The following is a 25,800-nucleotide window of genomic DNA, read 5'->3' as shown; positions in this document are numbered from 1 at the left end:
ATCCCCAAAAAGGTTCCCCAAGCGGGAGTCGCTACGGCAAGATCTGGGAATGGCGCGCGACGTAACCCAGCTCCCCAAGGCCCACCTCCATCTCCACTTCACCGGCTCCATGCGCCCCACCACCCTGCTGGAGCTGGCCGACAAGTACGGCGTCCACCTCCCGGAAGCCCTCACCGCCGCGGAGCCGCCCAAGCTGCGCGCCACCGACGAGCGCGGCTGGTTCCGCTTCCAGCGGCTGTACGACATCGCGCGCTCCGTGCTGCGCGCCCCCGGGGACATCCAGCGACTGGTCCGCGAGGCCGCCGAGGAGGACGTGCGCGACGGCTCGGGCTGGCTGGAGATCCAGGTCGACCCCACCTCGTACGCCCCGCGGCTGGGTGGGCTGATCCCGGCGCTGGAGATCATCCTGGACGCGGTGGAGACCGCCTCCCGGGAGACCGGTCTGGGCATGGCGGTGGTGGTCGCCGCCAACCGTACGAAGCACCCGCTGGACGCCCGCACCCTGGCCCGCCTCGCGGTGCGCTACGCGGACCGGGGGGTGGTCGGCTTCGGGCTGAGCAACGACGAACGGCGCGGCCTGGCAAGGGACTTCGACCGCGCCTTCGCCATCGCACGGGACGGTGGACTGCTGGCGGCGCCGCACGGCGGTGAGTTGTCGGGCCCGCACAGCGTGCGGGACTGCCTGGACGACCTGCACGCCGAGCGCATCGGCCACGGGGTACGGGCCGCCGAGGACCCCCGGCTGCTGGCCAAGTTGGCGGAACGGGAGATCACTTGCGAGGTGTGCCCGGCGTCCAACGTGGCGCTGGGCGTCTACGAGCGTCCGCAGGACGTACCGCTGCGGACGCTGTACGAGGCGGGCGTGCCGATAGCGCTCGGCGCGGACGACCCGCTGCTGTTCGGCTCCCGGCTGGCCGCCCAGTACGAACTCGCCCGCACCGCGCACGGTTTCACCGACGAGCAACTCGCCGACCTGGCAAGCCAGTCGGTACGCGCCTCCCGGGCCCCTCGGGAGACCCAGGAGCGCCTACTGTCCGGCATCAAGGAATGGCTGGCGTCGTAACACCCAACGGGGGTCCGGGGATTGCCCCCACCCCCTCAACCCGCGGGGTTCGCGTACAGCGGGTACTCGTCCACCGGCGTGCGCTGTTGCGGGATGTCCGTGGCGGCGCCCCGCTTCCCGCCACGCCGGTTGCGCGGCTCCCGCATCGGCCACAGCAGCACGTACGCCGCCGAGCCGACCGCGAAGGCCAGCCTGATCAGGCCCCGGGTGGAGTCCGACGGCACGATCAGCGCGCTGCCGTACAGCGAGATCAGCGCGATCCAGCTCACCCACGGCACCAGGCGCCGCTGCCCGATGGCGTCCCAGATCAGGGTGCCGAGCAGCACCGAGGCGTTGTAGTACGTGTACACGCTGGGGTCGAGCACGATCCGCGCGTCGGCCGCCAGCAGCACCACGGCGGGCCAACGCCCCCTGCGCACCGCCAGCGCGCCCAGGCCGAGGCCCAGCGCCATCTGCGCGGGCCGGTCCCACCACGGGGTGACCGGGTCGTTCACGCCGAACCAGCGCAACGAGGTGGCGGGCTGGTTGGGGATGGTGAAGTGGGCGGCCGCCAGGGTGTTCATGTTGCCGAGGTAGAACGGCAGCCAGGCGACGGCCACCAGCCCGACCGTCCAGGCCGCCGACCGCAGCCAGGTGCCCCTCGGCAGCGCGAGCAGCAGCGGCAGGAACGCCACCGCCCACGGCTTGGAGTCACAGGCGAGGGCGAGGAAGACACCGGTCGCGGTCGCCTGGCCGCGCACCAGCGAACGTACCGCGAGCGTGGTGAAGAACAGCGCCAGCACGTCGTCGAGGTGGGCGAAGCGCACCGAGACCTCGACCCACATCGGGATGAACGCGGCCCCGGCGATCAGCACCCGCTGCTGCAGCCGCTTGTGGTTGGTTCCGGTGCCCAGGTAGTGATCGGCGGCGGCCCGGCCGATCAGCACCACCATCCACAGCCCGAGGCCCGACATGGCGGCCTCGGCGAACTTCTCGCCCCCGTCGGCCGGGAACGGCGCGAACAGTCCGGCGACCAGGAAGCTGACCGGACCTATCTGCAGTTCGGGGTGGTTGGCGTACAGCGCCAGGCCGCCGCCCTGCTCCTGGCCGAACAGCAGTTCCTCACCCTGCTTGAGGTAGTGCCAGGACACCGCGCCGTGCCGGGTGGCCACGAAGAACCAACACACCGTCCACAGCGTCAGTAGTGCGTGGTGCCACCGGACCGGCCCGAGACCGATCCGGCCGATGTGTGCCGCGTTCTGGGCCGCGCTGACGGCCGTACCCGCGTTCCGCACGTGTCTTGTCCTCCCCACCTGCCCGCCTGCCGGCGTTGCGATGAGAATCTCATGAGTACTCAGTCGACGGTTAACGGGGCGAGACCGGCGGGCTCACCGTTGCCGCCCCCTTTCACAGACGGACGCCGACCATAACGGGTTCATTCACGAGCGTCACACCGAACGTGTTCCGTACCCCGTCCCTGACCTCGCGGGCCAGCGCGAGCAGGTCCTCGGTGGTGGCGTCTCCGCGGTTGGTGAGCGCCAGCGTGTGCTTGCTGGAGATGCGCGCCGGGCCGGTGCCGTAGCCCTTGGTGAACCCGGCCTTGTCGATCAGCCAGGCCGCGGAGGTCTTGGTGTGGCCGTCGCCCGCCGGGTAGGCGGGCGGGCGCACGCCGTCGCCGAGCCGGGCCCGGACCCGGTCCAGGAACTCCTGGTACGCGCGCTGGTCGAGCACCGGATTGGTGAAGAACGATCCGGCCGACCAGGTGTCGTGGTCCTCCGGGTCGAGCACCATGCCCTTGCCCGCGCGCAGCTTCAGCACCGTCTCGCGGGCCTGTACCACGGACGCCCGCTCGCCCTGCTCGACGCCCAGGGCGCTGGCCACCTCGGCGTACCGGATCGGCGCGGACAGCCCGCCCGCGTCCTCCAGCCGGTAGCGCACCCGCAGCACCACGTAGCGCTGCGGGTCGGCCTTGAAACGGCTGTGGCGGTAGCCGAAGCCGCACTCCTCGTTGGCCAGGGTCACCGTCTCGCGCGCGGTGCGGTCGTACGCGATCACCTCGGTGATCGTGGTGGCGACCTCCTGGCCGTACGCTCCGACGTTCTGGATGGGCGTGGCGCCTGCGGAGCCGGGGATTCCGGCCAGGCACTCCACTCCGGCGAGGCCCGCCTCGACGGTGCGAGCGACGGCGTCCGACCAGTTCTCACCGGCGGCCAGCTCCAGGTCCACGCCGTTGAGGGCCAGGCCCCTGGTGGCGATGCGCAGGACGACGCCGTCGAAGCCGCTGTCGCCGATGACGAGGTTGCTGCCGCCCGCGATGACCAGCAGGGGCGTGCCGGATTCGTCCGCGGCGCGGACGGTCTCGATGACCTCTTCGTCGGTGGTTGCCGTCACCAGGCGGGCGGCCGGGCCGCCCAGGCGGAAGGTGGTGAGGGGGGCCAGGGGGGTGTTGTGGGTTTCCTGCACCCCACCACACTACGGGGCGGCGTTTCGCCCACCGCCCACCCGTCGCGGTCAGCCCTCGCCTGGCGCTGCCGGGCGGCCCGGTGGAGTGCGTCAGGAGACGGGGACGGGCGGATGGGCGGGCAGATCCGCCGTGTGCGGGCGTGCAGCGGTCGGCAGGGCCGCCACCGCCGCGGCGACCGCCACCGCCGCCGCGCCGACCCACAGCGCGGGAGTCAGACCGTCCACGAAGGACTGCGCGGAGGTGTAGCCGCCCTGGGCGGAGAAGACCGAGGACAGGACGGCCACCCCCAGCGAGCCGCCCACCTCGCGCATCGCGTTGTTCGCGCCGGAGGCGATGCCCTGCTCGTCGGGGCGGACGCTGCTCATGACCAGGTGCGCGCTGGGCGCGAAGTACAGCGCCATCCCCGTACCGCTCACCACGAGCGCCGGTATCAAGGTGGCGTACGACACGTTTGTGGCGGCGACGAGCGCGAAGAGCGCCAATCCGATCGCCTGAAGGGCCAGGCCGACGGCGACGACGGGCCGCCCGCCGATCCGGTCGGAGACGAACCCGGCGAGCGGCGCGACGATCATCGGCATGCCGGTCCACGGCAGCATCCGCACCCCGGCCTGGACCGGCGTGTACCCCTGAACGCCCTGCATGAACTGGCTGAGCAGGAAGATCGACCCGAACATGCCGACGAACATCAGCAGGCTGGCCACATTGATGGTGCTGAACGCACGGCTACGGAACAGCCGCATCGGCAACATCGGGTTGGCCGCCCGCAGCTCGTACCAGACGAACGCCCCCAGCACCAGCGGCCCGGCGATCAGTCCGGTCAGCACGGGCGTGCTGGTCCAGCCGTCCGGCTGGCTGCGCACCAGCCCGTAGACGATGCCGAACAGACCGGCGCTGGCGAGCACGGTGCCGGGCAGGTCGAGCCGAGGGTTGGGGCCGCGGCTCTCGCCCAGCCGCAGCAGCGCGAGCGGCAGCAGGAGCAGGCCGATCGGAACGTTCAGCCAGAAGATCCACTGCCAGGAGAAGTGCTCGGTGAGGGTGCCGCCGATCAGCGGACCAGTGGCCACCGCAAGGCCGTTGACCGCGCCCCAGATGCCGAACGCGGTACCGCGCCGCTCGGCCGGGACGGCCGCCGAGAGCAGGGTGAGGGTGAGCGGCAGCAGCATCGCGGCGCCGACGCCCTGCACCGCCCGCGCGGCGATCAGCTCTCCCATGCCGGACGCCAGCGCGGCCCCCGCGGAGGCGGCGGTGAAGACCGCGAGGCCGACGGCGAACATCCGGCGGCGGCCGAATCGGTCACCGAGCGCGGCGCCGAACATCAGCAGCACGGCGAAGGTGAGTGTGTACGCGCTGACCGTCCACTCCAGGTCGGTCAGGCCGCCGCCGAGGTCCTTGCGGATCGACGGCAGCGCCGTGGTGACCACGAGGTTGTCGAGCGCCGCCATGAATCCGGCGACGCTGGTGACGATCAGTGCCCATATCGCGGTGGCTCTGGACGTACCGCCTGGTTGTGCCATGGGTTCCCCCTGGGAGATTAGTTAGCAGTCACTAAATTTCTGGCCGGTGAAAAAGCCCTCCCGAGTCGGGAGGGCGTCGCGGCTCATCGCCGCTGTGCGTAGACCTCCGCGGCGGCGAGCTTGCAGGCGCCGTCGAAACCGTCCCAGCAGCGGTCCTCGGCCGGGATGCCGAGCGCCAGCAGGGTGTTGATCAACATGCCGTGCCCGAAGAAGCCGGTCAGTTCCTCGTCACTCGCGCCGGTACGGCTGCGCACGATGTCCCACAGCTCGGTCCAGCGCCGCCGGATGAAGTCGGCCAGCTCCGGGTCCTCGGCCGAGGCCGCCGCCACGTACAGCTGCATCTGGAGCATCAGCACGTCGCGGTCGCGGATCAGCAGGGAGTACGCCTCCCCCATCGCCTCCAGGGCCTCGGCTCCGGACAGTCCGTCCGCCGCCACCTCGAAGGTCTCGGCGGTGCGGTCGAAGCAGCGCTCGGCGGCGGCCCGGAACAGCGCCTGCTTCCCGGGGAAGAGCCGGAAGAGGTACGGCTGGGAGACGCCCACCCGGCGGGCGATCGCCTCGGTGGAGGTGCCGTGGTAGCCGGTGCGGGCGAACTCGACGACCGCCGCACGGATGACGCTCTCGCGCCGCTCGTCGGCCGACATCCTGGGTCCGGAGTTCACCATGGGCAGTAAGTTAGTACTCAATAACTTCGCGCGTCAAGCGGTGCGGGAGGACTCGAAGCCCTCCCGACCGTCAGCCGAGCCGGACGACCGCCCGCGACTGCCCCAGCACCTTCTGCCCGGCCGCCGTCACCGTCAGGTCGACGCGCACGGTACGCGCCTCGTCGTCCAGCTTCGCCGCGACCTTGCCGGAGACCTCGATCAGCGCGCCGTTGTCGTCGTTGGGCACCACGACCGGCTTGGTGAACCGCACCCCGTACTCGACCAGCGCACCCGGGTCGCCCACCCAGTCGGTGACCACCCGGGCCGCCGACGCCATGGTGAACATGCCGTGCGCGATCACATCCGGCAGCCCGACCTCCTTGGCGAACCTCTCGTTCCAGTGGATCGGGTTGAAGTCGCCGGACGCGCCCGCGTACCGCACCAGCGTCGCGCGGGTCACCGGGATGGTCAGCGACGGCAGTTCGGCACCGGCCTCGACCTCGTCGTAACGCACCTTCGCGGCCACGTCAGCCTCCCACCTTCTGCTCGGCGGACTCCGCCTCGACCGCGCGCACGACCAGCATCATCAGCGCCGTCACCACGTGCTCGCCGTCCGCGTCGTACACCTCGCCACGCACCGTCAGGAAGTCGTTGCCCGCCATCGACTTGATCGCCTCGATACTCACCGTCACCGAGAGCCGGTCACCGGCCCGCACCGGGCGGGTGTAGGTGAACCTCTGGTCACCGTGCACCACCCGGCTGAAGTCCAGCCCCAGCTCGGGGTCGTTGACCACCTGGGCGGCGGCCCGGTAGGTCAGCGCGAACGGGAAGGTCGGCGGGGCGATCACATCGGGGTGCCCGAGCGCCCGGGCGGCCTCGGCGTCGTAGTACGCGGGATTGGCGTCGCCCACCGCCTCGGCGAACTCACGGATCTTCTCCCGGCCCACCTCGTAGGCCTCGGTGGGCGGGTACGTACGCCCGACGTAGGACGGGTCGAGCGGCATCGGCACCTCCAGTGCTCCGGTGTGGGTCCGGTACGGCCGGTGACGCGAGACACACGGACCGGCTCAACGCCGTAAGGCCGCCCCCTGGCTGGGGGCGGCCTTACGGTGGTGTCTTGGTCAGCGCGTCTCGCGGTGCGCGGTGTGCGCGTTGCAGCGCGGGCAGTGCTTCTTCATCTCAAGACGGTCCGGGTCGTTGCGCCGGTTCTTCTTGGTGATGTAGTTCCGCTCCTTGCACTCCACGCAGGCCAGCGTGATCTTCGGGCGGACGTCGGTGGCAGCCACGTGAGTGCTCCTTGACGGACGGACGGATTTAACGCAGCAAGAGTAGCCGATTGAAGGACCGATCCCGCAATCGGCTACACAGGGTAGCGGCGACCGGACTTGAACCGGTGACACAGCGATTATGAGCCGCTTGCTCTACCGACTGAGCTACGCCGCTGTGATGAACGGTTACCCCCGCCGCCAGGCGGGGAACCCCGTCACATCAGAGCCCCAATACGGAATCGAACCGTAGACCTTCTCCTTACCATGGAGACGCTCTGCCGACTGAGCTATTGGGGCGAGCGAGGAAGACATTACACGCTCCACCCGCGATACGTGAAATCCGTATCCAGGCCGCACAACCCTCCCACCCGCCAGCCCACCACCGCCCTCAATCGAGGGCACTACGCGCCCGCCGCAGAGCCGCCCGCGTCCCACGGGAGACGGCGCCCGACCAGCGGCTCCGCCGCGCGCACACCGAGCGTGTACGACAGCGCCGGTACGACTATTCCCCTCCTGCGCGATCGGCCGCTTCACGGCCCATAGGCTCATGCCGAGTGATCTTGCGCAGTTACTCCGCGTGATCTTGCGTACCGACCCGCCGCCGCCCCCCACCGAGGAGCGCGATGACCGAGAGCGTGCCGTCGCAGCCGCACCAGCCCAAACCCCAGGGAAGGCCGGAAACCGACGACGCCCCGGACGATCGCGCCCCCGCCCTGCTGCTCAGCGGCGCCCGGCTGGGCGACGGGCGGGTGGTGGACGTACGGCTCAGTGGTGGCCGGATCGAGGCGGTCGGCACGGCGGGCAGCCTGGCCGCGCCGGACAGCACCGGCGGCACCCGGGTGGACCTCGCGGGCTATCTGCTGCTGCCCGCCCCCGCCGAGCCGCACGCCCACCTGGACACGGCCCTCACCACCGACTGCCCGGGACCACCGAGCGAGGCGCCGCAGGACGTACAGCGCCGGGTCACCGAGGCCGCGCTGCTGCAACTCGGCCATGGCGCCACGGCGTTGCGCACCCACGTACGCGTCGGCGACCTGCGCGGTCTCGGCGCGCTGGAGGCCGTTTTGGAGGCCCGGCGGGCGCTGCGCGGCCTGGTGGAGGTGACGGCGGTGGCGATGCCCCGGGTACTCACCGGAGCGGCGGGGGCGGAGGGGCTCGCGGTGCTGCGGGACGCCGTGAAGACCGGCGCGGGCGTGGTCGGCGGTTGCCCGGACCTGGACCCCGATCCGACCGGCTATGTGGAGGCGGTGCTCGGGGTGGCCGCCGAGTTCGGCTGCGCGGTCGACCTGCACACCGAGGGCGGCGACCCGGCCAAGCTGGCCCGGCTGGCGGCCATGGCGGGCGGGCTGCGGCCGGGGGTGACGATCGGGCCGTGCACCGGTCTGGCCGCGCTGCCGCGCGAGGCGGCGGAGCGGGCCGCCGCCCGGCTCGCCGCCGCCGGGGTCTCGGTGGCCTGTCTGCCCCAGGGCGGTTGCGGGGCGCTCGCGAGCGGCGCGTCCAACGGCTACACGCCGGGGGTCGCACGACTGTTGCGCACCGCCGGGGTACGGGTCACGGCGGGCGGCGGTGCGCTGCGGGACGCGGCCAATCCGGTCGGCCGGGGCGATCCGCTGGAGGCGGCGTTCCTGCTGGCCTCGTACGGCGAGTGCGGGGCGCAAGCCGCGTACGAGGCGGTGAGCGGCCGGGCCCGCGAGGTGCTGGGGCTGCCCGAGGTGCGGGTGGAGGCGGGTTTCCCGGCGGAGCTGCTGGCGGTGCGCGGGCAGCGGATCGACGCGGTGCTGTCGCTGGGGTACAGCCGGATCGTCATCCACCGGGGCCGGGTCGTCTCGCGCACCAGCGCGGTGCGCGAGTACGCGGACTGTGCGACGACCGCGGCGCTCGACCTGCCGCGGCAGTCCCGCAGCGGCGGCCCCTCCAGCGCCTGAACTGGGCCTTCCCGTAAGGGCTTTCACTCCGGCGGCGAGTGTCAGTGGCCGGGCGTACGGTCGGGGGTATGCGCATCGTGATCGCTGGTGGACATGGCAAGATCGCGCAGCGGCTGGAGCGTCTGCTGTCCGCGCGTGGGGACACCGTGGCCGGGATCATCCGCAATCCCGACCACGCCGAGGACCTGCGGGCGGGCGGCGCCGATCCGATCGTCTGCGACCTGGAGCGGGCCAGCGTCGAGGAGGTGGCCGGTCATCTGCGCGGCGCCGACGCCGTGGTGTTCGCCGCGGGCGCCGGAGCGGGCAGCGGCGCGGGCCGCAAGTGGACGGTGGACCACGCCTCCGCGGTGCTGTTCGCGGACGCGGCGGAGCGGGCCGGGATACGCCGCTATCTGCTCGTCTCCTCGATGGGCGCCGACACCGAACCGGCGCCGGGCACCGACCCGGTCTTCGCCGAGTACCTACGGGCCAAGTCCGCGGCCGATGACGACATACGGCGCAGGTCCGGCCTGGACTGGACGGTACTGCGCCCCGGGCACCTCACCGACCAGCCGGGAACCGGCCATGTCACGCTCGCCGACCGCACCGGCCAGGGCTCGGTGCCCAGGGACGATGTGGCGGCGGTGCTCGCCGCGCTGCTGGACGAGCCGCGCACGGTCGGCCGCACGCTGGAGCTGACAGGCGGTCCGGTGCCGATCGCGGAGGCGGTCAGGGCGGCCGCGCACTGAACCTTTTCCATGGAATTCCTGTGCAATCCCTGTGCAATTCCCGTGCATCGACCAGGCGTGCCGGAAAGTGTGCGGTGAGTAATGGGCCGCGCCATGCCGATTAAAGGCAGGACCAGGTCTCCTAAAAGCTTTCTCTTCTTCTGATGAGAAGTTCCTTGAATGCGGCCGCCATGGCATAGGGGGCCGTCCCGGGTGACCAAGACTGCGGTACATGGCTACAACAGTCCTCGACCCGGCCGTCCCCGCAGGCGCGGCCCGGCGCGCGCCCTGGAGATCGCCGGTGGACCAACCCGCGTACGCGCGGCCGACCCTGCTGGCCATCACCGTGCTCGCCGTCGTGCTGTACGCGTGGGGGATCAACCACAGCCAGTACCACACCTTCTACGCGAGCGCCGCGCGCAGCATGACCGAGAGCTGGAAGGCGTTCTTCTACGGCTCCTTCGATCCGGGCAATTCCATCACGCTGGATAAATTGCCTGGATTCCTCTGGCCACAGGCCATTTCAGCTCGCATCTTCGGTTTTCACCCCTGGGCACTGACGCTTCCTCAGGTCATTGAGGGGGTGGCCAGCCTCCTGGTGCTTTACCGGATTGTCCGCCGCTGGGCGGGGGTGAACGCGGCGCTGATCGCCAGCGCGGCGTTCCTGGTCACGCCGGTCGCCGTGGGCCTGTTCCGCACCGCGGTGGAGGACCCGCTGTTCACGCTCTGCGTGCTGCTGGCGGCGGAGGCCACCCAGCGCGCCGCGGCGGCGGGTCGGCTGCGTCCGCTGCTCATGGCCGGGGTCTGGGTCGGCGTCGGCTTCCAGTCCAAGATGCTGGAGGCGTGGGCGGTGCTGCCCGCGCTCGCGCTGGTGTACCTGATCTCGGCGCCGATCACGCTGCGCAAGCGGCTGGCGCACCTCGGGCTGTCCGCCGTCGTGATGGCCGCCGTCTCCTGCTCGTGGATGCTCGCCGTCACCCTCACCCCGGCCAAGGACCGGCCCTATGTGGACGGGACCACGAACAACTCCGCTTTCAGCATGGTCGTGGGCTACAACTTCCTGAACCGCTTCTCGTCGCTGGGGATCAGCGCCGCGTCCACCGGCAGCATCAGCGCCACCCAAGGCGGCGGAGGCCACGGCGGCGGCCAGCACGGCGCGACCGGCTTCCCGGGCGCGGGCCAGAACGGCGGCCAGTCCGGCGCGGGCCAGAACGGCGGCCAGTCCGGCGCGGGCCAGAACGGCGGCCAGTCCGGAGCCACCGCGCCCGGCCTGCCCGGCACCTCCGGTATGCGCCAGCACTCCGGCACCGGCCAGCGCTCCGCGGCGGGGCACTACGGTTCCGGGGCCCACCACCGCCAGGGCGGCTTCGGCGGCGCCTCCGCTTCCGCTTCCGCCCCGGGGCAGAACGTCGGTTCCGGTTCCGGCCAGTGGGCAGGGGGTGCCGCTCAGCACGGCGCCGGGCAGCAATCGGCCGCCGGGCACGGTGGCCAGCAGGGCCGCGGCGGTGGCGGCTGGGGCGGTGACCAGAACGGCTGGTCGAAGATGTTCGGCTCGTCGCTCGCCTCGCAGACCGGCTGGCTCTATCCGCTGGCCGCCATAGCCATCGTCTGCGGCCTGTGGTGGCGCCGCGGCAAGCCCCGCACCGACCGGATCCGCGTCGGGTTCGTCCTCTGGGGCACCTGGCTGACCACGTACTTCCTGGTCTTCAGCGCGGGCAGCGTCGGCGGCCACACCTACTACATGGGCGTCATCGCGGTGCCGCTGGCGGCGCTGGCCGGTGGTGGGATGACGCTTCTGTGGCGCGCGTACCGGGCCGGTGGCCGACGCGCCTGGGTGCTGCCGGGGGCGGTCGCCGCGACGGGCGCGTGGGGTGGGTACATAGCCAGCGAGTTCCCGACCTTCCTGCCGTGGCTGGTGCCCGCCGTGGGCCTGCTCGCGGTGGCCGCCGTCGTGCTGCTCGCCCTGGCCCGCCCGGGCGGCGTCCGGTCCGGCGGGCGGCTCGCCCTCGCGGGGCTCGCCGCGTCGCTGGCGGCGGTGCTGCTGGCGCCGAGCGCGTGGGCGGTACAGGTGTTCAACCCGTCGTACGGCAGCTCAGGCATGGGCTCCGTGGGTCCGTCCGGCATGAGCCACAGGGGCGGCGGGCACGGCCAGCCCAAGCTGGCGGGCGGCCGGATGGGCCAGCTGCCGTGGGGCGGCGCCGGTGGCAAGGGCGGTACGCGCGGCGGCATGGGCGGCTTCGGCGACGGCGGCGGCCAATTGACCGCGCAGCAGCGGAAGTTGCTGGACTACACGACCGCGCACCGCGGCTCCGCGCAGTACGTGTTCGCCACCACGAGCTGGAGCGCCGCCTCCCCGTACATCCTCGCCAAGGGCGCCGAGGTGCTTCCGCTGGGCGGCTTCACCGGCCAGGTGCCGTTCCCCACCCTGAGCCAGTTCCAGCAGCTGGTGAACTCCGGCAAGCTCAAGTACGTGCTGGTCAGCGGCAGCGGCCGGGGCATGGGCGCGATGTTCGGCAACAGCGCCGCCGGTACGACGAGCACCACCCGGATCACCAACTGGGTCAAGTCCGGCTGCACCCGGGTCCCGGCCTCGGCCTACGGCGGAACGCAGTCGTCCGCGGCGGCCGCGAACGGGTTCCCCGCACCCGGCATGGCTGAGGCCAGCGCGGCGCAGGCCCTCTACGAGTGCAGCCCGGCTCATTAACCGGGCCGCCCGCTGGTACACCACCGCCCCCGACCGAGTTCCACGGCCGGGGGCGGTGCCGTGTCCGTACCTCCGCGACGCGCTTCGGAGCGCCGCTCGAACGCAACGTAAGCTGCACGCAAAGCCGCTGCGGTGAGGAGGAGCGGGTGGGGCGGGACGCGATGCTCGGCGGGCGCTACGAGTTGGTCGAACGGCTCGGTCATGGCGGCATGGGCACGGTCCACCGTGCCGTGGACCACCGGCTGCGGCGCACCGTGGCCATCAAGCTGATGTCCGCGGAACTGGCCCACCACGCCGAGTCACGCGCCAGGTTCCAGCGCGAGGCACACGCCGTCGCGGCGCTCAACCACCCGGCCGTGGCCACCATCCACGATGTCGGAGAGGAACCGGATCCGGAAGGTCCGCGCCCGTACCTGGTGATGGAGTATGTGCGGGGCGGCACGCTCGCCGAGGCACTGCGCGACGGCCCGCTACCGATCCCCCGGGCGGTCGCCCTGGCCCGCGAAGTACTGGACGCGCTGGCGCACAGCCATCAACACGGCATCGTGCACCGGGACATCAAGCCGTCGAACATCATGCTGACCGGCCCGACGACGGTGAAGGTCCTCGACTTCGGCATCGCCAAGGCGCTCACCGAGGCCGCCACCCGGCTCACCGGCAGCGGCGCCGCCCCCGGCACGCCCGCCTACCTCTCGCCCGAGCAGATCAGCGGCGCGGAGATCGACCACCGGGCGGACCTGTACGCCATGGGCTGCCTGCTGTACGAACTGCTCACCGGGGCACCGCCGTTCCGCGCGGAGTCACCGTTCGCCGTGATGCACCAGCATGTGTACGCGGAGCCGGTGCCGGTCTCCCGGCGGCGGGCGCAGGTACCGCCCGCACTGGAGGCGGTGATCGCACGGGCGCTGCGCAAGGACCCCGCGGAGCGCTTCGCCGACGCGGAGTCCATGCGAGCCGCGCTGGCACAGGCGGCGCCCACACCGGTGGCGGCAGATGAACAGGCGGTGCCCACACCGGTGGCGGCAGATGAACAGGCAGCGGCCATCCCGGCACGGGGGTCCGAACAGGTGGCGGCCGTCCCGGAACCGGCGCCCGAACAGGCGGCTGCCGTGCCGGAACTGACACCTGCTCAGGACCTGCCCGGCACACCGGAGGCGCCCGTACCGGAACGCGAAACGGAATCCCCGTTCGGCGCCGCGAGGCGGGCGCTGCGTCCCTCCAGCGCGGGCGCGTTGGCGCTCCTGGGATGCGTGCTGTCGTTCCTGTGCGCCCGCGCGCATGCGGTGGAGACCGCACACTTCGGCCAAGTCGCCCTAGCCGCTGGCCTGTTGGGGCTGGCGGTGCTACCGGCGTCCCGCCGACTGTCCTGCGTGGTCGCCTGGGGGCCGGTGGCGGAGGCCGTCGCCGTCAACTCCGAGCTGCGGCGGGCGAACCTCGGATGGGACAGCTCGTACTCCAGCATCGCCCTGTTGCTGGCGATGGCCGCCGCCGTCTGCCTCGCCCGAGCGGCCCGCGACCGCGACGACGCCGCCTTGGCCGTGGTCGCCTTCTGGTTCACCGCCACTTCGGCGATCTGGTACTTCCTGGACGACCTGAACAAGCTCTTCGTCTTCTACCTGCTGCTGGCCACGGCCACCACCGCGGCGGGCGCCCAGCGGCTCGCCGGTTGGTACCGCCGCCGCACGGCGAGCCGCCGCGCCGCCGCCCCGTCGCGCCGTACGCCCGTCCGCGTACCCACCGGCGGGTGACGCCGTCGCGGCGGCGGGAGTCGTCCGCCGCGACGGCGCGTGGCCGCGGGTCAGCCGAGCTGCGCCCCGTACGCCTGCAGGGCCTGCGGCACCGGCTGGTAGAAGGTCTCGCCGCCCGAGGTGCAGTCGCCACTGCCGCCCGAGGTGAGCCCCAACGCGGTCGCACCGTCGAACAGCGGGCCGCCGGAGTCGCCCGGTTCGGCGCACACATCGGTCTGGATCAGGCCGTTGACCTGGCCCTCCGAGTAGTTGACCGTGGCGTTCAGACCGGTGACATGGCCGGAGTGCACCCCGGTGGTGGAGCCGCTGCGCCGGACCGCCTCGCCGGTGATCGCGTCGGCGGCCTTGGAGATGGACTGCGTGCCACCGTTGTAGAGGTTCACCGCGCTGGGGTGGTCGACGACACCGGTGTACCGCACCAGCGAGTAGTCGTGGCCCGGGAAGGTGGATGCCGCGGTGGCCGCGATCTGCGGGCCGTTCTGGGTGGCCGACCAACTGCTGACGGCGTTGCCGCAGTGCCCGGCGGTCAGGAAGTACGGCTGGCCGCCCCTGACGACGTTGAACCCTAGCGAGCAGCGCGCGGTGCTGCCCCAGATGGCGTCGCCGCCCTCGATCAGCGGTCTGAACTTCGCGGAGGTTCTGCGCACCGTCACCGCGTCACCGAGTGACCTGGCGACCGCGGTCAGTTTCGCCATGTCCGCGTCCGAGACCGTGGGGTCGGCGGTCACCACCACCTGGTTCACTCGCGGGTCATCGGCCCACGCGGTGCCGGGAATGGCGGCCTCGGCGTTGAGCGCCTCACGGTCCGCGTCCAGCCGGGCCTGCGGGTTGCGCACCAGCTTCGGTACGGCGCCCGCTTCGCGCACGGTGGCGGCGGAGCCGTCGTCGAGGACGTTGACCACGAGGCGGTGTGTCGTGGCGTCGTAGTAGGAACCGGCCGCGGCGCCCTTCAGCTTCGCGGCCAGTGTGGTGGCCAGGTGTGCGGCCTGAACTGCGGAGACGGGGTGCGGGGCGGGGGTGGGAGACGCGATGGCGGGCGGCGGGGTGAGCGTCACAGCCATGAGGGCGGCGGCCGCCGCACCGAACAGGGCCGCGCGCCGCGCAGGCATCCGACGGTTCTTCAACTCAGGACCTCCAGAAGGCAGTTGGCCTGACAACGACGCCGCCCAGCACCGGGGAACCGGCAAAACCGTATCCCCGACAAAGCCGCGCCTGTGCTCAGAATCTGCCGTCCAGATCTCCCCGCCCCCACCGTCAGCACATCAGGTACGCACCACGTTCACCCGTACGTGGCCCTCCGCGTTCCCCCACCTTCCCGCTCCGCCAACGCGAACGGCCCATCCGCGCTTCCGCCTCCGCGTGACGCTTCCGGCCCCACTCGCCAAGGTCCCGCCTGGCGACACCTTCAACGCTGGCCCGACCGGGCTTCTGCTCGCGAGACAGGAGGGGCGGTCACCGCCTCCCCAGCGGCCGACCCTCGCAAGGCGGCTGACGGCGCCCCTCCACACAAGAGGCCCCCGGCCCGCGTTTCCGCAGGCCAAGGGCCTGTTCTTCGGTCTGGCGGCGGCTCAGCGGCCGTGACCGAACGTAACGAACCGTCGTCGAACCCCGCAGGCGAGGCCACCGACGGAGCAGCCTGCGGCGGTTCCGCGAGCACGATGACCCCGACCAGGCCATGGAACAGGCCATGGAACAGAACGACCGATGCGGAATCGTCGGCCGGGTTCACGCGCTCCTCGGACGGCTGGCCGTCACATGTTCTTGCGTGCCCTACCCTTCAACTGTTCTGCCTTGCCCTTCACTTCCTCCGTAGTCCCATGCGCCTTCTGGGCCGTCTCGCCAGCTGCCTTGCGGGTCTTTCCCTCGGCGCGGTCGCCCATGCCCTTGACGCGCAGGCTCTCGTCAGCGGTGACATCTCCGGCCGCTTCCTTGGCCCTGCCCTTCATCTCCTGGGCCTTGCCCCGAATCTTCTTTCCCTGAGCAGCCACACGGATCAACTCCTCGGTCGACGACTTCCGACTTGTTTCCTGGTGTCGCTTGTTTCCTGGTGTCGCCCAATTACTCAGCCGGATAAAGCGTCCCAAATGCGACTATATTGCTTTGCCGCCGCCTGCGACATGGGGGAACGTTCCCTCCGTGGCGTGTGGAGCCGCAGCTGATCCCGACCAGTAGCCCGAGCCCGTTCGTCTCCGATCCGGACGGTGCGGCAGGTACGGAAGGCCCGAAGACGGTCGCTGACCAGCGGCCTTGGCATATCCCCGGAGAGGGTTGATGCTTGACATAGAGCTGGAAGGTGAATGATCACGAGCGACCGTGAGCCGAAGAAAGCACCTGCCTCGTCGCAGGAGGCGTCCTCCGCGCAGCGCGTCTCGGCGCCCGAGGCCATGCGGAGCGCGACCCAGCAGCTCACCGAGCTACTGGGGCGGGCTCCCGAGTCTGTTTCGGCGCTGAAACCGACCGAACAGGGCTGGGAAGCCGAGGTGGAGGTCGTGGAGCTGGAGCGCATCCCGGATACGAGCAGTGTGATGGCCAGCTACCAGGTCGTTCTGGATCCTGCGGGCAAGCTGATGGCGTACGAGCGCGCACGCCGCTACACCCGCGCACAGGTCGACAGAGAGGGCCGCTGAGAAGCGCCCCCCTTCGCTTGAAGGGAAGAGACCGTGACTATGGTGCCGCAGGGCGGCGGCGCCGTCGCCCAACCCGCTGGTGGCACAGGCAATCTCTACGACGTACTGGAACTGGTCCTGGACCGGGGCCTGGTCATTGACGCCTTCGTACGGGTGTCCCTCATCGGCCTGGAGATAGCGAAGGTCGACGCACGCGTGGTCGTGGCCAGTGTCGACACGTATCTGCGCTTCGCCGAGGCCTGCAACCGGCTGGATCTGGAGGAGGGCCGCAAGGCTCCCGCACAGCTGACGGACGTCGTCCAGAGCGTCGAGGAGGGGGGCGCCAAGGGCAAGAGCAAAGGCGCCCTGACGGGCGCCGTCGAGGCGTTCACGGAGTCGTTCCAGAAGCGACGCGGGGACGACGAGCGCGAGAAGGAGCACGAGCAGGTCGAACGCGGCTCGAGCCGCCGTTCCTCGGAGGACCGGGAGGACTGAGCCGTGTCCGTGTACGTGTACGCGATCACCAAGGACTCGCATCCGCTGGACCTGAACGGCGTCAAGGGCGTGGGCGAGTCGCCCGCCGAACTGCGCACGGTCCACAGCGGCTCGCTGTGCGCCGTCGTCAGTGAGGCCCCGGAAGAACTCTCGGTCTCCCGCCGCGACCTGGAGGCGCATCACGGGGTCCTGGGCCATCTGTGGGCAGACGGCACCATCCTGCCGTTGAGCTTCGGGTTCGTCGCCCAGGACGAGGACGCCGTACGCACCGTGCTGGAAGAGCGTGCCGAGCAGTTCTCGCAGCGCCTTGAGGAGTTCACCGGGCGGGCGGAGTTCAACATCAAGGGCCTTTACGACCAGGACGCGCTGCTGCGCGCCATCCTGGAGACGTCGGAGCAGGCCCGTGCGCTGAACGAGGCGACCCGGGAGGGCGGCGGAACGTACGAGGACCGCCTGGCGCTCGGGGAGCTCGTGGCCCAGGAGGTGCAGACCCGACAGGATGCGATCGCCGCCGAGGTACTTACCGCGCTGCGGCCGCTCGCGGCGTCCGAGAAGGTCGCGGAGCCGTCCCAGCAGTACTTCGTGAACGCGTCCTTCCTGGTCGACAGCGAGCGGGCCGACGAGTTCACCCGGACCGCCCAGGAACTGGCCGAGCGGTACGGAAAGGACGTCGAACTGCGGCTACGGGGACCGCTGCCGCCGTACAGCTTCGCGTGATCCGCTGCCCATGACCTGTCCGGACGGCACGAGGAGGCGGTATGGGACTGGTCACCGACATCCTGACGCTGCCGGCCGCGCCCGTGCGGGGCATCTGGTGGGTCCTCGACAAGGTCGTCCGTGCGGCCGAGGACGAGTACTACGACCCCGCGCCCGTGCAGGAGGCGCTCGTGAAGCTGGAGGACGCGCGGATCGAGGGCCGTATCGACGACGAGGAGTTCGCGCGGCGCGAGGACGAACTGATGCGCCGCCTGGAGGAGATCAGGGCCTACCAGCTGCGGAGCGGCGGGCAGGGCGGTCTGTGAGGAGTGGGAAAGGAAAAGGGGTTCCAGATCATGAACAACGCCAAGATCGGCGCGGCTGTCCTGGGCGGATATGTGCTGGGACGGACGAAGAAGGCCAAGCTCGCCCTGAGCGTGGGTTCGCTGCTGGCCGGATCGCGGATGAGGCCCGGACAACTCGTCAAGGCCGTCCAGGAGTCCCCCTTCCTCAGCGGCATCACTCGGCAGGTACGCACCGAGCTGACGGGCGCGGGCAAGGCCGCGGCGACGTCTGTGCTGACGGCGAAGGCGGACAGTCTCGCCGACGCCATCCACGAACGCACCACGGGACTGCACGAAAGGGCGCATCCGGACGATGAGCGGGACCGCGGTGAAGGTGGCGTCCGGTCCGACCGGTCCACGGGACAGGACAGGGCCCGCGAATCGCGCCGCGGCGAAGACCGCGAGGAAGAGGGGCGCCGGGGCGAGGAGCGCCGGAGCGAGGGGCGCCGGAGCGAGGGCCACGAACACAAGGCGCGGCACCGCGAGTCGGATCGGGAAGAGAGCGAGCCGCACAGCCGCCCCAAGAGCGGCTCCGCACGATCGAGGAGGCCGGACGATGGCTGAGGGCGGCACCGGGACTCTCAACAAGGTCCGTGAACAGACACTGCACAACCCTGCCACGAACCGGCTGAAGGAGGAGCTGGAGGACTATGTGGAGGCCCGCCTCGACTTGATGTTGGAGGGCGTGGGCCGCCGACTCGGTGAAGGAGCACGCAAACTGACCGAGACACATCTGGGCCCCGGCGCGCTGACCACCGCCGTGACCAAGGGCGGCAAGATGCTCCTCCAGCACGCTCCGGCGGGCGAGGTGCTGACGTCGACCGTGTCCCACGCCAAGGACGCGCTGATGGACAAGACCAAGGACCTCACGCAGAAGCGGCACGAGAAGCCCTCCGACGGCGGCGCGGGTAAGGGCCTGACGATCATCGAGGACATCGACGTGGGCGTGCCCCTGCGCGAGGCCTACAACCAGTGGACGCAGTTCACTGAGTTCGAACGGTTCGCCAAGGGCGTCGTGAACGTCGAGCAGGAGGACGAGATCACCACCCACTGGGAGGTGAAGATCGCCAAGGCGTCCCGTCGCTGGCGGGGCATCGTCACGGAGCAGGTGCCCGACGAACGCATCGCCTGGACGTCCGAGGGGGCCAAGGGCACGACCAAGGGCGTCGTCACCTTCCACCCGCTCGCGGAGAACCTCACCAAGGTGCTGCTCGTCCTGGAGTACTACCCCAAGGGCGTGGTCGAGAAGGTCGGCGGCCTGCTGAGGGCCCAGGGCCGCAGGGCCCGGCTGGATCTGAAGCTTTTCCGCACGTTCGTGATGATGCGCGGAGAGGCCACCGGTGCCTGGCGCGGAGAGATCCGCGAGGGCGAGGTGGTACGCGGTCACGAGGAGGCCGAGCGGGCCGAGGACCAGCACGAGGACGAAGGGGAAGAGGAAGAGGAACCCGAAGAACCCGAAGAACCCGAAGCTTCCGCGGAGGAGGACGAGGAGGAGGACGAAGAAGACGAGGAGAAAGGCGGAGAAACCGACGACCGCTACGACGAGCCGGAGGAAGAAGCCGCCGAGAGTCGTCAACGCCGCCGGTAGATCCGACTGCTGACGTGCGCGAGCCGCCGGTTCCCCCGTCGCCGACATCGGCTCCCCAGGGAAACGAGGTCGTGGTGCCGTGACCCAGTACGAGCCCGCCCCCAGATCGTCGCGAGCCCTCTCTCCCTACGAGCAGGGGTCCGGCGCGAACCTAGCGGACATTCTTGAACGCGTGCTCGATAAGGGAATCGTCATCGTCGGTGACATCAAGATCAACCTCCTTGACATCGAGCTGCTCACCATCAAACTCCGGCTTCTGGTGGCGTCGGTCGACAAGGCCAGGGAGATCGGTATCGACTGGTGGGAGCACGACCCCGCCCTCTCGTCTCGCGCCGACCGCGGACGCACGCTCCAGGAGCAGAACGACGAGTTGCGCGCCGAACTGGAGGTGCTGCGCAGACAGGTCAGGGAATCCCAGCCGGAGCTGTCCGAGGCCGGATCCGGCAGCCGCCACCGGTCGCGTGACGCCGACGACGCCGATGGCGCCGATGAGAGGCAGCGGGAGACACGTGCCGAGCCGCGCCGCAAACGCCGCAGAGTCGAGGACGACGAGGACGACGAGGACCGGAGCTGAGAACGGTGGACGAGCAGCTGTGCTACGCGTACGCCGTGGTGAGGTCGTCCGACCCGCCGGAGCGGACGGCGCTCGCCGATGTCCGAGGGGTGGCGGGCGCCCCTGTCACCCTGGTCCGCTCGGGAGCGGTGGCCGCCGTGGTCAGCGCGGTGCCCCGCGAGGAGTTCTCGGAGGCGGCCTTGAAGGTCGGCCTGGAGGACATACGGTGGCTGGAAGCGACGGCCCGGGCACACCACCTGGTCATCGAGACCCTGGCCGCGCACACCACCGTCCTCCCCATGCGGTTGGCCACCGTGTATCTCGACGAGGACCGGGTCCGGGAGATGCTGCGCGAGCGGGAGACGACCTTCACCACGTTGCTGGACCGGCTCGCCGACCACGTGGAGTGGGGCGTCAAGGTGTACGCCGAGGTGCCGCCCGCGTCTCCGCCCGACCCGGTGGCAGCTGGCCGCCCGGCCGACGAGGCGAACCCCGGACGCGCGTATCTGCGCAGCCGCAGGCATCAGCGGCAGGAGCGGGAGGACGCGTGGCGGCTCGCCGAGGAAGCCGTCCGGCGGACGGAGGAGCAGGCTCGTGGCCTGGCGGTGGAACGCACCCGGCACCGTCCACAAGAGGGCGGACTGGCCCAGGCGCCGGGTGAGAACGTCTCCAACGACGCCTATCTGGTCCCGCGCCGTCTGTCCGAGGAGTTCCGCAGCCGGATGCTGCATGCCGCGGACGGCCTGCACGGGATTCGCGTGGAGGTCACCGGTCCTTGGGCGCCGTACTCCTTCACCGCCCCGCTCGCACCCGACGCGCAGGAGGAGGCCAGGCGGCGGTGAGCGAGCACGGTAATTACGACGACCGCCCGGCCCGTCAGCAACAGGTGGCCCTGATCGACCTGTTGGACCGGCTGCTGAGCGGTGGCGTGGTGCTCACCGGAGATCTCGTGCTGTCCATCGCGGACATCGATCTCGTGAGGATCTCGCTGCGCGCCGTGGTGGTCGCCGTCCGCGAGCAGTTGGACGAGCAGTGGGCGACGTTCCTGCCGCAGCGGCGGACGCTCACCGGGCACGGCGGTTACGGTGACGAGCCCCGCTGACCGCCCGCCTGCGGATCGCCTGCATGAGGTGGCCCAGGCCGCGAACCGGGCGTTCTCACTGCTTCCCGCCCGCCCCGAGGAGGTCTCCCCGTCGCCTGGCGGCCGGAGCACGGGCGCCGCGCGCCAACTGCGCGCCGACCCGGAGACGGTGGAACGGGACCTGGTCAAACTGGTCCTGACCATCGTCGAGTTGCTGCGGCAGCTGATGGAGCGACAGGCCCTCCACCGCGTCGACGAGGGCGACCTGACGGAGGAGCAGGAGGAACGTCTCGGGTTGACCCTGATGCTCCTGCACGACCGGATGGTCGAACTGTGCGACCACTACGGCCTCACCATGGCCGACCTCAACATCGACCTGGGGCCGCTGGGCACGCTGCTTCCACCGTGAGGGCGGATCGGGCAGCCCGGCCGATCCACCTCGCGCTCGCACGTCCCCGCCCCCGGCCCCCCGGAACCTCAGCCCCGCGACACCTTCGCCTGGCTGGCCTTCACGTCGGCCGCGTACCGATCCACGTACTCCTGGCCCGACAGCCGCAAGATCGCGTACATGATCTCGTCGGTGACGGCCCGCAACACGGCTTCCTGGTCCCCCATCCCCGCGAAGCGCGTGAACTCCAGCGGTTCCCCGAAACGGATCGTGACTTGCCGGAGCCTCGGCAGGAGACGTCCTGGAGGCCAGATCTCGAAGCTCCCCACCATCGCGCACGGAACCACCGGAACCCGCGCGGCCAGGGCCATCACCGCCGCCCCGACCTTGCCCTTGTACAGGCGGCCGTCGGGGGAACGCGTGCCCTCCGGATAGATCGCGAGTACCTCTCCCTTCGCCAGTACCTTTCTCAGCCCCTCCCCGATGGCCCGCTCCCCCGTGGCCCTGCCCGACCGGTCCACCGAAATCTGCCCGGCACGGCGGAGAACGAGCGCGGTCAGTCGCCCCTTGGGACCCGGCGCCGTGAAGTACTCCGCCTTGGCCAGGAACGTGACGCGCCGTTTCAGGACCGTGGGCATGAGGAGGGGGTCCACGAAGGACAGGTGGTTCCCGGCGACGATCGCCGCGCCTTCCGCCGGAACGTGCTCGATCCCCTCAACCCGCGGCCGGAACAGCAACCGAAGCAACGGCCCCAGCAGGACGTACTTGAGCACGTAATAGAACACGGGCGGCTCCCAACTGCCGAATCGCCTCCCGGGTATGTCCGTACCGGGCTGGCAGCCCAGATCCTCCCCGCCCCGACCCAACCGCACGATCACCGACGCGTGGCGGCTGCCAAGTCGCCCCCAGGCAGGCCATTACCGCGGGCCTGGGTGACCGGCGAAGTGGTCGCTTACCCGAGAATTCGCGGCGGCTCCAGCGGATCGTCGGGGGTGTCAGTGACCGACAGGGCGCCGGGGAAGCGGGGACGAGTACACGACGCTCGTCGTGACGGAGCCCAGGCCGCCGATTCGGCCGGAGACCTCTTCCAGGTGGCGCATGGAACGCGCCGCGACCTTGATGATGAAGCAGTCGTCGCCTGTCACATGATGGGCTTCCAGGATCTCCGGCATCGCCTTGACCAGGTCGTGGAAGGGCTTGTAGTTGCTGTTCGGGTAGCGCAGCCGCACGAACGCCATGATTGTCAGCCCGACCTTGTCCGGGTCCACGACCGCCGCGTAGCCACTGATGATCCCCGCCTCCTCCAGTCGGCGCACGCGCTCGGTAACCGCGCTGGCCGACATGGAGACGGCACGTGCGAGGTCGGCGAAGCTGGCCCGGCCGTCGCGCTGGAGGACGTCGAGGATGCGCCAGTCGATGGCGTCCAGGGAAATCGCGGTCATGGCCGTGAATTAGCACGGATTCCCCGGCCACGGCAATGAGAGGCCGTGGATATCGCCTTCATCCTGCCGCTCCCGGCCCTTAGATTCGAGGTCGTAGACAGCAACCGGGCCGTGTCGCCCGGCACCAGGAAGGCTCCATCCCATGAGCACGACCGTCCCGAACCCCGTCCTGCACGTCGCCCCCGCGGCACCCGCCGAGGCCACCGCCCACTTCCGCACATCGCTGCGCTTCCACGCCGATGTGGCGGACGTCGCCGCCGCGCTCACTGCTGGCGACGACCCCGGATTCGTCATCCTCGACTCCCGTTCCACCCAATCCTGGGATCAGGGACACATCCCCGGCGCGGTCCACCTGCCCACCGCGCTCATCCACGAACGGGCCGGGGACTTGCTCGACAAGTCGGTGCCTGTCGTCACCTATTGCTGGGGGCCCGGCTGCAACGGCGCCACCCGTGCTGCCCTTGCCCTCGCCGAACTCGGCTACCAGGTAAAGGAGATGCTCGGCGGGTTCGAGTACTGGGTGCGCGAGGGCTTCGCCTACGAGACCTCGCAGGGCCCGCAGCGCCACGGCGCCGACCCCCTGACCGCCCCGGCCGCGGGCACCTGCGGCTGCTGACGCCCGCCCCGGCACCGCGGCCGCCGCACTCCCGCGCTCCCGCGCTCTGGACGGAACTCGCCGACCGGCTCTGCATTCCCTGACCAGCGCCCTCGGCCTGCCGGGGCAGCGGACGAACGGCTCTCGGCTTGTGCGCGCCTGATCGCGGCGACGAAGGAAGAGAGGCAGCCTGCTATTTGCCCTTGACCTCCAGGGCCCCTCGGGCCAGGCCGATGAACGTAGCCAAGCGGCTCGGCCGGTCGGCTACCCACTGGACATACCCCGTCAAGGCCGACTCGGGGCGGGTCCTCCACAGAGCACCGGCATGTCACCTGAACCCATGTGCACACCTTCCCGCACCCGCAGGGCTGTCAGGTGACGGGAACGATGGCTACCGGGCAGGGCGAGTGGTGGAGCATCGCGTGGGTGACCGGCCCCAGTTGGCCATGGCGTTTACGGGAGCCGAGTACCACCAGGTCGGCGTCGGCTGCGGCGTGCAGCAGGGCCGGGGCTGGTGCGCCGGGAACCGGGCACGGGCGTACCCGGATGCCGGTGGCGTCCTGTTCCAGCGGTGCGGTCACTGCGGCCAGCAGCACTTGTGCCCGTTCCTGGGCGGTTCCGCTGTCCATCACCACGGACAGACCCGACAGGTCCAGGTCCGGCTGCCAGGCGTACACCACGTCCAGTACGGCCTTGCGGCGGATGGCTTGGTCAAGGGCGAAATCGGCGGCGCGTCCCGGCGGATAGTGCGCACCTACCCCCAGCACCACCCGGCCCCGCGTGGGGGCGATGCCGTCTCCGCGTACCACCACCACGGGGAAGTCGGCCCGACCGACCACGCGCAGGCTCACCGAGCCCAGCAGCATGCCCTCGAAGCCGCCGCGGCCTCGGGAGCCGAGTACCAGCAGGTCCGCAGCGGCCCCCTCCCGCAGTAGCGCTGTGACGGTCTCCTCGCCCACAGCCTCGGTGGAGACTTCAAGTCGCGGGCAGCGCGCCAGGGCACGCCTGGCCTCCTCGGCCACCAGCTCCCGGGCAGCCTCGCCAGCCCCCGTTACGACGTTGATGTCATCGCCGAACGCGTATGGCTCCCACCGGTCGGCGTGGACCACCTTCAGCGGCACTCCTCGCCGTTCGGCCTCGTCCGCTGCCCACTCCAGGGCCAAGCGGGCGGCTTCGGATCCGTCAACCGCTACCACCACGCGACTCATGCCAAGACCACACCTTTCCGCACCCAGGCAGGTCAGCCGTTGTCACATCTCGAACAACACAGTGCACCCCACAGTCCACGTTAGAGCCGATAGTCCTTGCGGTGAGGTGCTGAAACGGTGACCATTCACCCGACGGCCTTGTGACGCACTGTTGTGCCACCGGCCTGTCGAGTAGTCAGGGCCGTAACTCCGTCCAAATCGGGGGATGTTCCCCGAGTTCGCCGCCCATAACGGAGACGCGACACGTGACCCATTCCCATCTGCAAATCCGGCGATTACGCGGAGGAGCGAGGAGATGCGGAACGTCACGGCACATGTGACGGCGATCATCACGCCATTCGCGGCCGGAGGTGTGCGGGGCGGCCCTGACCAGCGGGTTCGTTGTTGACGGAGCGGTAGTCGACGGCGTGGCGAGGCGGCGATGCGCCAGGATTTTCCAATTTATGGCAGTTTTATGGTGATTTGCTTGTAGGTGGGTGAGAAGTGGACGCACCCTGGCGGTGAGGAGCGGCAATCCGCCGCGCTCGCACAAGTTAGGAGAAGCGCCATGCGTAAGCCGATACGGCGTCTCGCCGTGGCTGCCGCCACGGGGATGCTCACTGCCGGTGCGTTCGCGACCGCTGGCGGTCTGTCCACCGCGTCAGCGGCTCCCCAACACCCGACCCACGTTGCGGCCGTCAGCATTCGTGGCGGAGGCGGCGGCTGGGGCGGCGGCTGCTGCGGCGGCTGGGGCGGCGGCTGGGGCTGGGGCCCCGGTTGGGGCTGGGGCGGCGGCTGGGGTGGGGGCT

29 protein-coding genes and 2 tRNA genes are annotated in these 25,800 nt (G+C 70.6%); 17 read left to right on the top strand and 14 right to left on the bottom strand.

The annotated features are described in order from the left end of the window. Positions 1-49: 49 nt before the first annotated feature. Entirely contained in the window at positions 50-1,063 is a 1,014-nt protein-coding gene (locus NON19_RS20140) for an adenosine deaminase (protein ID WP_255930014.1), read from the top strand. A gap of 35 nt (positions 1,064-1,098) precedes the next feature. Here NON19_RS20140 and NON19_RS20135 read toward each other — a convergent pair whose 3' ends face one another. The 9 genes from NON19_RS20135 to NON19_RS20095 all read right to left on the bottom strand — a co-directional run bounded on the left by NON19_RS20135 (position 1,099) and on the right by NON19_RS20095 (position 7,229). After that, a complete protein-coding gene (locus NON19_RS20135) occupies positions 1,099-2,280 on the bottom strand; it encodes a hypothetical protein (protein ID WP_372514205.1) in 1,182 nt (393 codons plus the stop codon). A gap of 169 nt (positions 2,281-2,449) precedes the next feature. Next, on the bottom strand, positions 2,450-3,505 hold the full coding sequence (locus tag NON19_RS20130) for a UDP-N-acetylmuramate dehydrogenase (protein WP_255930010.1): 1,056 nt from the start codon (positions 3,503-3,505) through the stop codon (positions 2,450-2,452). A 90-nt stretch (positions 3,506-3,595) separates the two neighbouring features. Beyond that, the gene (locus NON19_RS20125; RefSeq protein ID WP_255930008.1) at positions 3,596-5,020 is read right to left on the bottom strand and encodes an MFS transporter; all 1,425 of its coding nucleotides are present in this window, start codon (positions 5,018-5,020) and stop codon (positions 3,596-3,598) included. 83 nt (positions 5,021-5,103) lie between these two features. After that, entirely contained in the window at positions 5,104-5,685 is a 582-nt protein-coding gene (locus NON19_RS20120; RefSeq protein WP_255930006.1) for a TetR/AcrR family transcriptional regulator, read from the bottom strand. A gap of 70 nt (positions 5,686-5,755) precedes the next feature. After that, complete coding sequence (locus NON19_RS20115) at positions 5,756-6,190, bottom strand: MaoC family dehydratase (RefSeq protein ID WP_255930004.1); 435 nt, start codon at positions 6,188-6,190, stop codon at positions 5,756-5,758. A gap of 1 nt (position 6,191) precedes the next feature. Further along, the gene (locus tag NON19_RS20110) at positions 6,192-6,668 is read right to left on the bottom strand and encodes a MaoC family dehydratase N-terminal domain-containing protein (protein WP_255930002.1); all 477 of its coding nucleotides are present in this window, start codon (positions 6,666-6,668) and stop codon (positions 6,192-6,194) included. Positions 6,669-6,785: 117 nt separating this feature from the next. After that, on the bottom strand, positions 6,786-6,950 hold the full coding sequence (gene rpmG / locus NON19_RS20105; protein WP_004571794.1) for a 50S ribosomal protein L33: 165 nt from the start codon (positions 6,948-6,950) through the stop codon (positions 6,786-6,788). A gap of 84 nt (positions 6,951-7,034) precedes the next feature. Then, positions 7,035-7,107 (bottom strand) — tRNA-Met (locus NON19_RS20100). Between the two features lie 49 nt (positions 7,108-7,156). Next, positions 7,157-7,229, bottom strand: a tRNA-Thr gene (locus tag NON19_RS20095). A 326-nt stretch (positions 7,230-7,555) separates the two neighbouring features. On the opposite strand from NON19_RS20095, the gene NON19_RS20090 reads away from it, so the two are divergent. The 4 genes from NON19_RS20090 (at position 7,556) to NON19_RS20075 (ending at position 14,016) form a co-directional block, all read left to right on the top strand. Continuing rightward, positions 7,556-8,857 (top strand): amidohydrolase family protein, encoded by a 1,302-nt coding sequence (locus NON19_RS20090; RefSeq protein WP_255930000.1) that lies wholly within the window; start codon positions 7,556-7,558, stop codon positions 8,855-8,857. 68 nt (positions 8,858-8,925) lie between these two features. Continuing rightward, positions 8,926-9,585 (top strand): SDR family oxidoreductase, encoded by a 660-nt coding sequence (locus NON19_RS20085; protein WP_255929998.1) that lies wholly within the window; start codon positions 8,926-8,928, stop codon positions 9,583-9,585. A gap of 211 nt (positions 9,586-9,796) precedes the next feature. Next, positions 9,797-12,268 carry an ArnT family glycosyltransferase gene (locus NON19_RS20080; RefSeq protein ID WP_255929996.1) on the top strand — a complete coding sequence of 824 codons (2,472 nt, stop codon included), beginning with the start codon at positions 9,797-9,799 and terminating at the stop codon, positions 12,266-12,268. Positions 12,269-12,414: 146 nt separating this feature from the next. Further along, the gene (locus NON19_RS20075) at positions 12,415-14,016 is read left to right on the top strand and encodes a protein kinase domain-containing protein (protein WP_255929994.1); all 1,602 of its coding nucleotides are present in this window, start codon (positions 12,415-12,417) and stop codon (positions 14,014-14,016) included. A 50-nt stretch (positions 14,017-14,066) separates the two neighbouring features. Here NON19_RS20075 and NON19_RS20070 read toward each other — a convergent pair whose 3' ends face one another. Continuing rightward, on the bottom strand, positions 14,067-15,140 hold the full coding sequence (locus tag NON19_RS20070) for a S1 family peptidase (RefSeq protein WP_443729341.1): 1,074 nt from the start codon (positions 15,138-15,140) through the stop codon (positions 14,067-14,069). A gap of 627 nt (positions 15,141-15,767) precedes the next feature. Further along, positions 15,768-16,004, bottom strand: a complete 237-nt coding sequence (locus tag NON19_RS20065; protein WP_255929990.1) for a CsbD family protein — start codon at positions 16,002-16,004, stop codon at positions 15,768-15,770. 309 nt (positions 16,005-16,313) lie between these two features. On the opposite strand from NON19_RS20065, the gene NON19_RS20060 reads away from it, so the two are divergent. From NON19_RS20060 to NON19_RS20015, 10 genes are all read left to right on the top strand, one after another. After that, entirely contained in the window at positions 16,314-16,643 is a 330-nt protein-coding gene (locus NON19_RS20060) for a gas vesicle protein GvpO (RefSeq protein ID WP_255929988.1), read from the top strand. 39 nt (positions 16,644-16,682) lie between these two features. After that, positions 16,683-17,117, top strand: coding sequence for a gas vesicle structural protein GvpA (locus NON19_RS20055; protein ID WP_255930109.1), 435 nt, complete (start codon positions 16,683-16,685; stop codon positions 17,115-17,117). Between the two features lie 3 nt (positions 17,118-17,120). After that, a complete protein-coding gene (locus NON19_RS20050) occupies positions 17,121-17,834 on the top strand; it encodes a GvpL/GvpF family gas vesicle protein (RefSeq protein ID WP_255929986.1) in 714 nt (237 codons plus the stop codon). 41 nt (positions 17,835-17,875) lie between these two features. Further along, on the top strand, positions 17,876-18,139 hold the full coding sequence (locus NON19_RS20045; RefSeq protein WP_255929984.1) for a gas vesicle protein GvpG: 264 nt from the start codon (positions 17,876-17,878) through the stop codon (positions 18,137-18,139). A gap of 30 nt (positions 18,140-18,169) precedes the next feature. Further along, entirely contained in the window at positions 18,170-18,721 is a 552-nt protein-coding gene (locus NON19_RS20040) for an ABC transporter substrate-binding protein (protein ID WP_255929982.1), read from the top strand. Next, positions 18,714-19,745, top strand: a complete 1,032-nt coding sequence (locus tag NON19_RS20035; RefSeq protein ID WP_255929980.1) for an SRPBCC family protein — start codon at positions 18,714-18,716, stop codon at positions 19,743-19,745. The genes NON19_RS20040 and NON19_RS20035 overlap by 8 nt, the downstream gene beginning before the upstream one ends. A gap of 79 nt (positions 19,746-19,824) precedes the next feature. Next, positions 19,825-20,319: a gas vesicle protein gene (locus tag NON19_RS20030; protein ID WP_255929978.1), complete on the top strand. Its 495-nt coding sequence runs from the start codon at positions 19,825-19,827 to the stop codon at positions 20,317-20,319. Between the two features lie 5 nt (positions 20,320-20,324). Further along, positions 20,325-21,140 carry a GvpL/GvpF family gas vesicle protein gene (locus NON19_RS20025; RefSeq protein WP_255929976.1) on the top strand — a complete coding sequence of 272 codons (816 nt, stop codon included), beginning with the start codon at positions 20,325-20,327 and terminating at the stop codon, positions 21,138-21,140. Beyond that, complete coding sequence (locus tag NON19_RS20020) at positions 21,137-21,400, top strand: gas vesicle protein (protein ID WP_255929974.1); 264 nt, start codon at positions 21,137-21,139, stop codon at positions 21,398-21,400. The genes NON19_RS20025 and NON19_RS20020 overlap by 4 nt, the downstream gene beginning before the upstream one ends. Next, positions 21,384-21,788, top strand: a complete 405-nt coding sequence (locus tag NON19_RS20015; protein WP_255929972.1) for a gas vesicle protein K — start codon at positions 21,384-21,386, stop codon at positions 21,786-21,788. The genes NON19_RS20020 and NON19_RS20015 overlap by 17 nt, the downstream gene beginning before the upstream one ends. 68 nt (positions 21,789-21,856) lie before the next feature. On the opposite strand, the gene NON19_RS20010 is transcribed toward NON19_RS20015, so the two are convergent. Next, positions 21,857-22,552, bottom strand: coding sequence for a lysophospholipid acyltransferase family protein (locus NON19_RS20010; protein WP_255929970.1), 696 nt, complete (start codon positions 22,550-22,552; stop codon positions 21,857-21,859). Positions 22,553-22,762: 210 nt separating this feature from the next. Then, a complete protein-coding gene (locus NON19_RS20005; protein ID WP_255929968.1) occupies positions 22,763-23,209 on the bottom strand; it encodes an Lrp/AsnC family transcriptional regulator in 447 nt (148 codons plus the stop codon). 142 nt (positions 23,210-23,351) lie between these two features. Between NON19_RS20005 and NON19_RS20000 the strand changes: the two genes are divergently transcribed. Then, the gene (locus tag NON19_RS20000) at positions 23,352-23,825 is read left to right on the top strand and encodes a rhodanese-like domain-containing protein (protein WP_255929966.1); all 474 of its coding nucleotides are present in this window, start codon (positions 23,352-23,354) and stop codon (positions 23,823-23,825) included. 350 nt (positions 23,826-24,175) lie between these two features. Here the strand turns inward: NON19_RS20000 and NON19_RS19995 are convergent, their stop codons facing one another. Further along, positions 24,176-25,012 (bottom strand): universal stress protein, encoded by an 837-nt coding sequence (locus NON19_RS19995; RefSeq protein WP_255929964.1) that lies wholly within the window; start codon positions 25,010-25,012, stop codon positions 24,176-24,178. A gap of 547 nt (positions 25,013-25,559) precedes the next feature. Between NON19_RS19995 and NON19_RS19990 the strand changes: the two genes are divergently transcribed. Further along, on the top strand, positions 25,560-25,800 hold a 241-nt coding region (locus NON19_RS19990), incomplete at its 3' end, for a hypothetical protein (protein ID WP_255929962.1).

This window comes from Streptantibioticus rubrisoli (assembly GCF_024436055.1).
Lineage (GTDB): Bacteria > Actinomycetota > Actinomycetes > Streptomycetales > Streptomycetaceae > Streptantibioticus_A > Streptantibioticus_A rubrisoli.
The sequence above is the reverse complement of the archived record's forward strand: the minus strand, read 5'-3'. Positions and strand labels throughout refer to the sequence as shown.